Raw genomic sequence first — 12,612 nt, forward strand, 5'->3', positions numbered from 1 at the left:
AGAGGGCGTTCAAAAAGAACGTCTTCTTCTTATTTTATAAAACGAAAAACTAACAAGTGTAGAAATACAAGAGAAAAGCAGTGCTACACTAGAAAAAGCAATGAGATACATATTATATTTCATAACCTGCCCAAGTAGCTGGTTACTGTCGTATTGAAACAGTCCCGCTATGATGTTGAATAAAAATAAAACGATAAACATGACGATAACTCCGTCTATTGATCCTTTAATGTCTGGTTTACTTAAAGCGATATGTGCGGAAATGCAAATGGCGATAAATAAAAATAACCAAAAGGAAGGATTCAATAAATTGCCGATTGTAAATAAGCTTTTCAATAATACAAACGTCGACAAGAGCATGTTTTGAATCATTTCTACATTAATAGAAGTAGAAGCAATCGTTTTTTCGAGAGTTGTATTAAATAAAAAATATGATTCTGGTACGAAATAGCGCATTAAAAGGATTAGTGCAGTAATACCAGAAATAATAGGCCCAATGCCGATGAAGAAATTCCCAATCCGTTGATACACACTTTTTTGATTGTATTGATGTTGTACGTAACCTAAAGCCCCTTGACTTGTATCTGTCGGGAAGAACTGCGTTGCTACAATTTTATGACGGAACAGTACGCACATAATGGCATGTCCAAGTTCGTGAATCGGAACACCGATCCAAGCCGTTAATAGGAATCCTTTTCTTCCAAAAGCTCTCGACCAATACATGCGTGTGAGAGATTCTAAATAGCCTAATAGAAATCCAATTACAATGATAACGCCAATTAAAGATAATAATTGGATTACGCTTGTAAGGAGTATTTGAAAAATTGAGTTTACCAATTCCATTGCCAGTCATCCAATCTGTTAAAAATATTATTTATTCTGTTTCATAATAGCATTTTTTTTCAAGATTACTAGCACATATATTTTCTTTCGGAAGAAGGATTTCAGAATCTTTTTCTTGTAGTCATGTTTTATGTCCAAAGTCATATATTGAACTTGTAACACCCTATAAGGTATATGCTTAAGGAGGGATAAGAGAATGAAATGTCCGTCATGTCATACAGAAAATGCAGCGGAGGCAAAGTTTTGCGGGAATTGTGGACATTCGTTAACGGAAGAAGTAGTGGCAAGTAGTGGCCAAGAAGAAGGGCCGGAACAAGCGCGCGCGGCACAAGAAAAGGAAACGCGTCCAAATGAAACGGTAGAACAAGCGAAGCGGTTCGCGAGCGGCTATTTTCAATTTTTTAAACATGCATTACAAGCACCGACAGCGATTATGAAAAGCGGCGCTATTGAAGTGCGAAATGGAATTGTAAGTCTTGTTCTTATTTGTTTTTTAGGAGCATGTATTTTTTATAGAATGATGAGTGCAGCATCAGCAGTTACGAGAACATTTGCACCAGATATATCTACTCCCACGTTTTTTGGAGAATCTATAACGGTCTTTTTCTTTTTATTAATTTTAACTTTATTTGTCGGATTTATTATTTTTGTAAGTGGTAAGATGATGAAATCGTCTTTTTCGTTTCTTGAAGTATTTGGTATATGGGGAACGATAGCGACGCCGACTATTGTCATATTAGTCCTTTCTTTTCTTTTTAGTTTCTTATTAATCTTTTTCTTACCTATATTATTATCCGTAGCTGCAACTTATATAGGGATTAGTATAACTGTAGCCGTATTAAAGCTAGACAATGGCGGATTAGATCTCGTTTACACACTTATTATTGCAAATGTTTTAATTGGAATTGCAACGTTCATTGTACTTTGGTCTTACATTAGTACGATAATTCAAGCCTTAACAAAGGGAATAACTGGCTTCTAATGAAAAGGTGGTTGACTGAATGAATGTATGTACAAAGTGCGGAGCTCAGTTTGAAGATGGTGTGCAATTTTGTCAAAACTGCGGGTCGAAGAGGGGACGTCCTGTAGTAAAGAAGAACATGAGCGGTGGTGCAAAAGTTGGCATTACACTGTTAGCGCTATTTGTTATAGTGATTATTGGATTGTATTTGTACGGATCGTCGTATTATACGCAGCTGGCACAAGTAGACCGGATGATTACGATTTTACAAGAGCAAGACGGAGAGAAATTAGCTGAGATCGTTACGGCAGATGATCCATCGGTTATGATAACAAGAGAGAGTGTAACGCCCCTATTTTCATATATAAAAGAAAATCCATCTTACGTAAATGAATTAAAAGGATATTTGAGACAAGGTGAAAAACAACGGGACGGAATAGAAAGAGCTGATTTTTCATTAACGAAAGACGGAAAGTATTTCTTTATATTTGATCGATATAAATTGAAAGCGAAGACGTACTATACAACTTTGCTTACAAATGAAAAAGGCGTATCGTTAAAAATGAACGGAAAAGAAATTGATAAGACAGATGACAAAAAGTTTGAGAAGCAATATGGGCCATTTCTTCCGGGAAATCAAGTGTTTCAATCAGATTATAAAAATGACTATGTAAAATTATCTCGTGAGGAAAAGGTTGTACTTATGAAACAGAGCCAAAATAACGTAACGATAGATTTAACGTTGCAAGGTCAATATATTACAGTTCAAACGAACGCGCCGGGTGCAACATTGTACGTAAATCAAAAACCGGTTACAGCGCTGGCAGGAGAAGAAATTACATGGGGGCCAGTAGCGACTGATGGAAGTGCGACGATTTATTTAGAACGAAATGGAGAAAGCGGACGGGAAACGACACAAGTAGAGACGGTAACGGCACTTTCGTCTTATAATCTTCCATTCCAAAAGAAAAGTACAGAAAAAACAGTTGTTTATAATGTTACTCCAACGCCCGCGACTGGGTATGTATATAATGGTTTCATCTTTCCTGATAGTGATATTCGAAAATTAACGAGCGCAGATTTAACATATTTATCGAAAGAGCAGTTGAAAATTGCTAGAAATGAAATATATGCAAGGCATGGACATATTTTTCAAACGAAAGATATGCAAGCGTATTTTGCAAAACAGTCTTGGTATAGAGAAAATCCTTATTTTAAAGGAAAGTTAACAGATATCGAAACTTATAATATTGAACTAATCAAATCAAGAGAATAGAACACAGGAAAAAAGGTACAGTGCATAACTGTACCTTTTTATGGTTTTTTATCTGAACCAGGATCCCTTGAGAAAAAGATATGAAAGAGAAATGTGACTTTACTTGCTCCTCCTGATGTACTTGCTTGCACATCAGATAAACCATTAGATGTTAAAACACCTTCAGAATGAGGGGGTACGACTATTTTGAGATTATCATCTGATTCTGATGATGCAGTAACTGTTATTGTATCATCAGATAAGTTCAAAATTTTTACAGTGCCGATTGGTAAGATGGACTTGCCAGCGTGTGATGCTGAAGCGAAGCGAGAGCCTTTCCAAATCGTTTGTGGGAAAGTCTCATCATTAGATAACCAAGCACGAGCACTATAGATGGTTGCGTTAATAGAGAATTCTTGATCAAGCGACAAGGCGGGTTTTGGTTCTTTCGGTTCCTCTGGAGTTTGAGCGAGAAGGCCGGCGCACATGTATGTTTCACCTACTTTCAATTGTTACTGTTATAGCATATTAAACATATTGTTTATAAGACACGACAGTTACCTATTCAAGCATAGGTTTGTGCACAAAATTTGAAGATGAAATTCTCTTTCTTTACAATGGAAGTAGGTGTTATTTCTATAAAATATGGAAAACGTAAAGAGTATGTAAAAAAGAAGGAGTGGTAAAGTGAACTATGTCATTATTGGCGGAGATGCAGCTGGTATGAGTGCAGCGATGCAAATTGTTAGAAACGATGAAAATGCAAATGTTGTAACTTTAGAAAAAGGTGAAATTTATTCATACGCTCAGTGTGGATTACCGTATGTCATTAGTGGTGCTATCGCTTCAACTGAAAAGTTAATCGCGCGTAACGTAAAGACGTTTCGTGAGAAATATGGAATTGATGCGAAAGTGCGTCATGAAGTAACGAAAGTAGATACGGAAAAGAAAATGGTGTACGCAGAGCATACGAAGACGAAAGATGTCTTTGAATTTCCGTACGATCGATTATTAATTGCGACTGGAGTGCGTCCTGTTATGCCAGAATGGGAAGGACGGGAATTACAAGGCGTTCATCTTTTAAAAACAATTCCTGATGCTGAGCGCATATTAAAAACGCTAGAAACGAATAAAGTTGAAGATGTAACGATTATTGGCGGTGGCGCAATCGGACTTGAGATGGCAGAAACATTCGTCGAACTTGGTAAGAAAGTAAGAATGATTGAGCGAAATGATCATATCGGTACGATTTATGATGCAGATATGGCAGAGTACATACATAAAGAAGCAGATAAACATCATATTGAAATTTTAACGAATGAAAATGTAAAAGCGTTTAAAGGGAATGAACGAGTAGAAGCAATCGAAACGGATAAAGGTACGTATAAAGCAGATCTTGTTTTAGTGTCGGTAGGAGTGAAGCCAAATACTGATTTTCTTGAAGGGACAAATATACGTAAGAATCATAAAGGGGCAATTGAAGTAAATGCATATATGCAAACGAATGTGCAAGACGTATATGCAGCTGGTGATTGCGCAACGCATTACCACGTTATAAAGGAAATTCATGATCATATCCCGCTCGGAACGACTGCCAATAAACAAGGGCGACTTGCTGGACTGAATATGCTTGATAAACGAAGAGCCTTTAAAGGTACGTTAGGTACAGGTATTATTAAATTTATGGATTTGACGCTTGCAAGAACAGGATTAAATGAAAAAGAAGCGAAAGGGCTACACATCCCGTATAAAACAGTCAAAGTAGATTCGACTAATATGGCGGGCTATTATCCAAAGGCGAAACCACTTTACTTGAAATTACTATACCGTTCCGATACGAAACAATTATTGGGCGGGCAAGTAATTGGAGAAGAAGGCGTAGATAAACGGATTGATGTGATCGCGATGGCACTTTTCAATAAAATGAGCATTCATGATTTAGAAGATGTCGACTTAAGTTATGCACCACCATATAACAGCGTTTGGGATCCAATACAGCAAGCGGCAAGGAGAGCAGAATAGCACTTTTTAAAGTGCTATTTTTTTTACAATGAGGGAGTAAATAAAGTTTCACTTTATTTTGAATATACCGTTTCCCCTTGAAAACATATTACGTATCGCTTATATTTTCATATAGTATTTATTTTTTAAACGAAGCAATGAACGAACCAGGGGGCGCAGTATGGCAATTAACATGAAAACAATCGAAGAATGGATTGCTGAATCAAATGCAAGACATGAAGAAGACTTTGGACACGTTGTGGAAGAAATGAAAGAAGTATGTGTCGGACTTGATAACGCGACATTAATTTATACGAAAAATGTATTTTGTTTCGGTAAAAAAGTAGAAGTATTTTTCTTCTTCCAAGACCATGTCGTGATTGGACAAGAAAAAGACGAATATGTTGAGATTGAAAAATTAAAGTATGATGCCATTACAAATAGTAACTTAAAAACAAATGACAAAAATACTACGTTAGAATTAAAGTTTGCTAACGGACAATCTATCAATTTAGATAGTTTAAATGATAACTACGGTACGAAAAATTGGTTATTTGCTAGACAAATTAAGAGTATTTTTAAGTTAATCTAGTAAAAAAGCACGCCGTCCATCGGCGTGCTTTTAACTATGCAAAGCCCCTTTTAACCAATTCCGCGCCCGATATGCCCCAACTGGAACTTGAATAAGAGATGTTTCATTCCCAGCATCTATTCCGTACAATTGATCACATGAATTTGTATCAAAACTAAGTAAAGGATGCCCGCCCATCCCCATCGCGGTCGCTGCAAAAACGAGTTTATGAACAAGTATACCTGCTTCCATTTGATGAATACGGTACCCTCTATAGCCTAATGCATTTGTATAATAATCTTTCTTTCCGACTACATGTAGGCAAAGTGATACTTGAAAAAGGTTTACGTTATCCATCGTCATACTGGATTGAAGAGGATAACGAAGGTCCCCATATCGAAGTGGTTGTATGGAATGCGTTTTACTGTTATAAGTGTAAGCGCCGTTTTTTATATCTTTTACATTATAGAAACATCCATATAATGAGACGCGCGCATTTTCATTTATATACTTACCATCAAGGTCGTTGGAATAAGGGAGGGAGAGGGTCGCTTCTTGTAGTAAAGTAGCGAGCTCGGCTGCATCCCATTTCGTTAAAGTAAAGTCAGCATCAGGGGAATACCGTTTTCTGCAAAGTTGCAAGAAATCATAAGATAAACGCTCTACTTTCGGCAGTTGTACAGCATGCTCATGATATTGATAGTGCTCTTCATGAGCTAGTGTTTGGAAGTGTGCTGTCGATTCGATCATAGAAGCTTCATTTATTTTTGTTATCATCGGATATTCATCTACATGTTTTGAGCGAACGAAATGTTCATGTGCGAGCGGCGGAATTTGTTGCAACAACTCATGAGAAGTAACTGTTTTATTTTCATGGTAATCATTGTGAAACCAATTAGTTTCTGGCTCTGTACTTAAAGGAATAACGGCATACACACTTTCTTCACCTTCTGACAATCCGAGTAAATGGTTCAGTGCACGGTCTAGAAATTGAAAGTATACGCCGTTCGTATAACCGAACTGTTTGGCACATTCAAGTAATTGTCCAATGAGAACCCCGCTATCTAATCCTTGAAGGCGATATGAAAAGTTATTGTATTTAAAGAAGTTTTTCCAAAACATAGTGGATACGAATGCGGCACCGAAACAATCCTGTATATTACAGCGATTACCGAGTGCGTCTGCTAAATAAGAATCGAAATTTCCTTCGCGAAGTAAAATAAGCCGGTGATGCGCGGCGTCATAATGGTAAATGCCGTCTGGATAATCGTCAATCTTTAAATAGATATACAATTCATTCGGATATAAAGCACCGCCTGAAGGAATGGATCTACGTAATACATTTCTCTCGCTATTTAGCTGACATAATTGTGTTACACCAAATGAATACCAAAGGTAGTGACCAATCTCATTTAGAGTAGGTGTAGTAGAAGAGTTCGATAAAGATAACGGGATTTCTAAGGAGAGCGGGATGGTAGGTACATTTCGATATAATTTATAAGGAAGCGGTGCGTCTTTCCAGTCCACCTCATGATTCGGCATAATTTCATCGATAGAGAAATGGAGATGATGTAAAAAAGTATCTAGCTGCATGAAATCCCTCCTTTACTATGGAAACGGGTGCGGATGTGGATTTAATCTTTCATTTGTTAAAGGTTCGTCTGTATATCCAAGTGTCATCGGTACGGTATATACCCGGTCCAGTCCTGTAACCCGAGTAAGATGGTGTCCGAACGTCATTGGTAACATACCTGGAATAATAACTTTTACACAGTGTAGTCCGTTCTTCTCTATAAGGGGAACGGTTTGATCTACAACGATTACTTCAAGGTCAGATTGATGCAAACGATTTAAAAGTTGGTGGAGATCGGATGTTAAATCCATATCAAATGATTGTGATACATTCATTTCTTGGAACGTTTGCACCGGTGCATCTTCTCGTAAAAGGAAGTGAAGACGTTCTTCCGTTTCTTTCAATCCGTACAGCATACTATGGTCTTCCATTTTATTAACGAAATAAGGATCTTGTAAGCATTTTTCGTAGTATTCTCTTTTGTGCTCGAGCTCATCGTCTGTTATAAGTAACATGCCTGCTATTTCTTGAATGGCACTTTTTAAAGCTCGAATAGGATCTAAATGAGCGCCTCCTGCACAAACAACGTTCATTCCATTTTCACGCGTATTTTTTGCAATTACCCATAAGCTAGGGATGCCGTGTTCCATCGTCGCGTTAAAAGCGTGTAATTCATATCCGGTAATCGTACGTAACCGCTGAATCATTAATTGTAATTCTGTATCATTTGCTGAACTCAGATCAAGGCGGGGAAGAGGTAATTCTGCATACCAAGTGAGTAAGAAGGCATCACGCTCTACAATTTCTAAAATGCCGTGAAAAATCGCTTCTTCTAAACTACCGCCAATTGCACATCCATTTGATGTTTCATATACGAAAGCGTCTCGATGACCGAGGCTATAATAAGCAATTGATTCAGGAACTAAAAGCGGTCTGTTTTGTGATAAAGAATATCCCCATACCCAGTTTTGCTCATAATCAGGATCAAACGGTTTAAATGGAAAATTATCACGATTGTAATGTTCATTTGTATGTACACCGAGCGAGAGGGGATTTAGTGCGTGTTCTTCTAAATCATGAAAACTACCATGCACATTTGTCTTTTTCCCGCGAGGCGACATCCCGCAATATCGTTCTAAACCTTCTAAAATAGCAGTTGCTTCACTCACTGCAAATGAATGAGTTCGGCCTGCAACACCTTCATTTCCGAACATTAATGGCATGTTTATAATGACGTCAGCGAATGGTAATAATGAATGCTGCATTTTGCCGTTCAACATACCGACCCGATAATCTAAATAGTCTCTCGTTAAAAATGTGTTTAATTCATGAATGGAACGGCAGCGATACGTTTCGGTGCTTACTTTTAAACTCGGTTGTAAAGAAATTTCCGCCGCATCCGCAGTATCATTAGGTAAATTACTACATACAGGACAGAGAGGATCTGGAAGAAAAGAATGCCGCGTACATTGTAATGTTTGTAAGTTTAGTAAAATAAGTTCATTTTCTAAAGAAGAATGGTTATGAGTTAATATTTTTTCTGTTTCTGCGCAAATAAGATGGCACATTTGTAACATTCCATTTTGGGTGGCACGTACATCACGCCTCGTTACATCATCTGCTTTAAAGGCATATTTCCGCTGTAGTTCCCACATTTCTTTTTGGTCAAAGCCAGCGATAAAACGGCGTCCATCAGAACAATGGGAACATCCGGGCGTAAGAGGATGAATGTAAGGACCGATAATACCTTCGCCAAATGAAGTAAAACCACGTAGCCATGGAATATGATTTGACCGAAAAATTAGCTCAGCGTCATGATGAATAGTAGAAGGAGATCCGTCATGTAATACGAGAGCGAGATGAATATTTTCAGGAAGTACTTCTGGAAGGGTATGCTGACGAATGATGGAATATTGTTTGCATAATTGATCATGTACATAGTCTGCAAGAAGGCCATCTCCTATAAGCAATATATTTTGAGTCATAGACCGTCCTCCTTTGCAATTAATACCCCATACACACCGTCTAAGTTTTCTTTCAAAAATGGTTCGATTGCTAAATCAAACACGAAGGGATAAAAATTATGTTCTTCTAAATGCTGTAAGGCAAGCTGTAAAGATTGCACACTTGGAATTTCTTCTTCCGCTTGTATTTCCACTCTAAAAGAATCCGTGTCATATAAAATAATAGATGATTCAGGCAAGATATTAGCTCTGTAAGGAGTCTCTTCACTTTGAATGTGGAGCAGTGATAGTTGTAGTGCGTTCCGTAAGGCTAACGTCATATTAATATTAGATGCACCGTACCATCTATCATTTATACCAACCCAAATGACTGGAAAACTGAGAATCTCTTCACTCATTGCAATTTTAGGTGTTTCATGAATTGTAGCAAGAGCATCGTAATAAAATCTACAATGTTTATCGTGAATATCAGTTAAATCAATCGTTGTAAGTTCTTCTAGCATATGTGACTGCCGCTCATACAGTTTATTGTTTAAATGTTGTTGTAGTGCCCGGTAAAATCCTTCTGTCATCGTTTCTCCAGCACCGATACCGATATCGTTATGTTCAGGAATAAGGCGGTGAATGATTTCTGCTACATATGTTTCAATTCCTGTTAAACCGGCTTCTCGGCGTGCTTCATTATGAGTCAATCCACTGCAAGTCATAAGAGGCAGAAGGGGAGCTGGGCCATCTGATAGTGGAGTGGCTACTTGAATATAGCACTGTGATAACGGTAATTGATATGAATCTTGTTCATCCCATACATGGAATATACCGGCTTCTTTAGAAGTTAATGAGTCGAAAAAGCGGAATATATCAGTTGAAGTATGTTGGCCATACCGATGCTCAAGTTTTTCAGAAAGATTTTCTATCGTATCAATTGTAAAACTTTCATCAGTTGCAAGAGGGTGTTTTATAAAAGGATGCCACGTTCCTTCAAGTGTTTCATAGTTTAATAAAAAGAACTGTGCTTCTTTTTCACGATAAGAATCATCCGCGACATGTTTAAACAATTCAAAAACGATTACATTTGCTAACATGGCAGATGTAATTTGTGAGAAGGAATCCGATGAATTTTCATTTTGCAAAGTCGTTTCATGTAGCCGATGCCATGCGGATTCCCAGCATTCATCACGGTTTTCCATTACGACAGGTCCAGCTATACCGAGTGTTGATAAACAAATAGCTGGTATAAAATTCTTTTTCGTTTCTCTACAAATAGTGTGAACTGTTTTTAAACCGTCAATGTCTCCGTTTTGAGAAACATATAAAATCCAATCAAAAGGTTCGAATACTTCATGTAAGGGACGGTCAATTGTAGTATCGATTTCTTGAAGGAGTACACTGTTATCAACTTCATATGCACGTTCTATTAGCTCATGTATTCTGTCATAGTTTGTTTCATCTCGATCTGTAACGAGGTAATGAAATGTAGGTAAACCAGATTCTAATAAAGAAGAAACTAAGGAAGTGAGCATATCCCCAGAACCAAGTACAAGGACATTTGCTCCGCGGTACGTTTCGAATTTTAAAGCACCTGAATGAGAATCGGCTTCTAAAAATTCAATTTGCGAAGCATATCTGTCGAGTAATGTACTGTTTAATTCATGAGGTGCATCTTGATTTACATCGCGAACGAAACCATTTTCATATAAAATCTCTCCAATTTCAAATACACGATTTTGATAGGGGAGAGGGAGTCCATCAGTTATTTCTGCTAAAGAATAATTTCCGTTAAACATTGGCATTAATTTTTCAATCCAGTCATAAATTCCATCACCGTCCATGCGAAATGAACTGGCGTTATTTCGAAAATAGACACCCCCGTTTGAATCGGGAAGGAAGAAAGTATCCTTATTTACTTTAAGTTTTGCATGAATTGGAAGGTTATTCATTTTAATCCTCCTTACGTTTAGGCATACATTATTACTTTATGTCATGAAATTTGTCCCGTATGAACACAATAAAAAAAGGCTGTAGAATGATTCATTCTACAGCCTTTAATAGATTTTTAATCTATCAACCTTCTAATAATAATGACTTTGGATCTTCAAGCATATCTTTAACAGCAACAAGGAAGCTAACTGCTTCTTTACCATCAACAATACGGTGATCGTAAGATAAAGCAATGTACATCATTGGGCGGTTTTCCATACGCTCGTTATCAATTGCAACTGGGCGCACTTGGATTTTATGCATTCCTAAAATACCAACTTGAGGGCTATTTAGGATCGGTGTTGACATTAGAGAACCGAATACACCACCGTTTGTAATTGTAAATGTACCACCTTGTAGTTCTTTTAATGAAAGTTTGTTATCGCGTGCTTTTTTACCTAATTCACGAATTTCGCTTTCGATTTCAGCGAAGTTTAATTGGTTAGCATCGCGTACAACTGGAACAACTAATCCATCTGGAGCTGCTACTGCAATACCGATATCATAGAATTTTTTAATGATAAGCTCGTCACCTTGAATTTCAGCATTTAATAATGGGAATTGTTTTAATGCTGCAACAACTGCTTTTGTGAAGAATGACATGAAGCCAAGACGTACATCATGTTTTTTCTCGAAAGCATCTTTGCGTTCTTTACGTAATTCCATGATCGCACTCATATCAACTTCGTTAAATGTTGTTAACATTGCAGATGTTTGTTGAACTTCTACAAGACGTTTTGCAATTGTTTGACGGCGGCGGGACATTTTCACGCGCTCAACTGGTTTTTCGAATTCCGTTTTTGCAACTGGAGCAGGAGCTGGACTCTTTGGAGCAGCTGGTGCTTCTTTTGGTGCTGCAGCATGAGCTTGTACATCATGTGGTCTCACGCGTCCAAGTGGATCTGTACTACGTACGTCGTTTAAGTCGATTCCTAATTCACGAGCCATCTTTCTAGCAGCTGGTGATGCGATAGGACGGTTTGTATTTGGTAACCCTTGTAGTGTTGCAGTTTGCTCAGCACTTGGTGCCGCAGCTTTCGGTGCTTCAGCTGTTTCTTGTTTTGGTTGCTCAGCAGCCGGTGCAGGTGTACTTACTGCAACTGGTGCTCCATTAGCATCTAAAATTGCGATAGTTGCGCCAACTTCAACTGTATCCCCAGGTTCGCCTAGTAACTTCGATACAATACCTGAATCTTCTGCAATGATTTCTACATTGACTTTATCAGTTTCAAGCTCAACAACGCTGCCACCTTTCTCAACTTTGTCGCCTACGTTGATAAGCCATTGTGAAATAGTTCCTTCAGTAATAGATTCTGCAAGCTCAGGTACTTTAATTTCGATCATTTTAAATGTCCTCCCCTTATTTGCCTAACGGTGTGTTTTTTCTTCTTTTGTCTTCGGTAATCTCCATTTGTTAGCCTGGCCTTGGGCAGATATTCTGCCCAAGGAACAAGCTAGAAACCTTCA

General features: G+C 37.8%; 10 protein-coding genes. 4 read left to right on the top strand and 6 right to left on the bottom strand.

Annotated features, from left to right (window positions below; genetic code table 11):
* Positions 1-9 precede the first annotated feature (9 nt).
* Positions 10-843, bottom strand: a complete 834-nt coding sequence (locus ACTFRM_RS02690) for a hypothetical protein (RefSeq protein ID WP_440043082.1) — start codon at positions 841-843, stop codon at positions 10-12.
* Between the two features lie 196 nt (positions 844-1,039).
* Here ACTFRM_RS02690 and ACTFRM_RS02695 point away from each other — a divergent pair, with 196 nt between their 5' ends.
* Together ACTFRM_RS02695 and ACTFRM_RS02700 are read left to right on the top strand one after the other, a co-directional pair.
* Positions 1,040-1,825 (top strand): zinc ribbon domain-containing protein, encoded by a 786-nt coding sequence (locus ACTFRM_RS02695; protein WP_000650094.1) that lies wholly within the window; start codon positions 1,040-1,042, stop codon positions 1,823-1,825.
* Between the two features lie 19 nt (positions 1,826-1,844).
* The gene (locus ACTFRM_RS02700) at positions 1,845-3,080 is read left to right on the top strand and encodes a TcaA 3rd/4th domain-containing protein (protein WP_001099905.1); all 1,236 of its coding nucleotides are present in this window, start codon (positions 1,845-1,847) and stop codon (positions 3,078-3,080) included.
* A gap of 38 nt (positions 3,081-3,118) precedes the next feature.
* Here ACTFRM_RS02700 and ACTFRM_RS02705 read toward each other — a convergent pair whose 3' ends face one another.
* The gene (locus tag ACTFRM_RS02705) at positions 3,119-3,547 is read right to left on the bottom strand and encodes a hypothetical protein (RefSeq protein WP_000332414.1); all 429 of its coding nucleotides are present in this window, start codon (positions 3,545-3,547) and stop codon (positions 3,119-3,121) included.
* Positions 3,548-3,746: 199 nt separating this feature from the next.
* Here ACTFRM_RS02705 and ACTFRM_RS02710 point away from each other — a divergent pair, with 199 nt between their 5' ends.
* Positions 3,747-5,081 carry an FAD-dependent oxidoreductase gene (locus tag ACTFRM_RS02710; protein WP_001110228.1) on the top strand — a complete coding sequence of 445 codons (1,335 nt, stop codon included), beginning with the start codon at positions 3,747-3,749 and terminating at the stop codon, positions 5,079-5,081.
* Positions 5,082-5,241: 160 nt separating this feature from the next.
* Positions 5,242-5,652: a DUF3908 family protein gene (locus ACTFRM_RS02715; RefSeq protein ID WP_000996782.1), complete on the top strand. Its 411-nt coding sequence runs from the start codon at positions 5,242-5,244 to the stop codon at positions 5,650-5,652.
* Between the two features lie 30 nt (positions 5,653-5,682).
* Here ACTFRM_RS02715 and ACTFRM_RS02720 read toward each other — a convergent pair whose 3' ends face one another.
* From ACTFRM_RS02720 to odhB, 4 genes are all read right to left on the bottom strand, one after another.
* A complete protein-coding gene (locus ACTFRM_RS02720; protein ID WP_001175548.1) occupies positions 5,683-7,224 on the bottom strand; it encodes a SagB family peptide dehydrogenase in 1,542 nt (513 codons plus the stop codon).
* 15 nt (positions 7,225-7,239) lie between these two features.
* Complete coding sequence (locus ACTFRM_RS02725; protein WP_000192985.1) at positions 7,240-9,189, bottom strand: TOMM precursor leader peptide-binding protein; 1,950 nt, start codon at positions 9,187-9,189, stop codon at positions 7,240-7,242.
* Positions 9,186-11,105: a putative thiazole-containing bacteriocin maturation protein gene (locus tag ACTFRM_RS02730; protein ID WP_440043083.1), complete on the bottom strand. Its 1,920-nt coding sequence runs from the start codon at positions 11,103-11,105 to the stop codon at positions 9,186-9,188. The genes ACTFRM_RS02725 and ACTFRM_RS02730 overlap by 4 nt, the downstream gene beginning before the upstream one ends.
* 124 nt (positions 11,106-11,229) lie before the next feature.
* Entirely contained in the window at positions 11,230-12,489 is a 1,260-nt protein-coding gene (odhB, locus tag ACTFRM_RS02735) for a 2-oxoglutarate dehydrogenase complex dihydrolipoyllysine-residue succinyltransferase (RefSeq protein ID WP_000569896.1), read from the bottom strand.
* Positions 12,490-12,612 lie beyond the last annotated feature (123 nt).

Origin of the sequence: Bacillus cereus group sp. MYBK227-1, from assembly GCF_051916325.1 — a bacterium.
In the GTDB taxonomy this organism is placed as follows: domain Bacteria; phylum Bacillota; class Bacilli; order Bacillales; family Bacillaceae_G; genus Bacillus_A; species Bacillus_A cereus.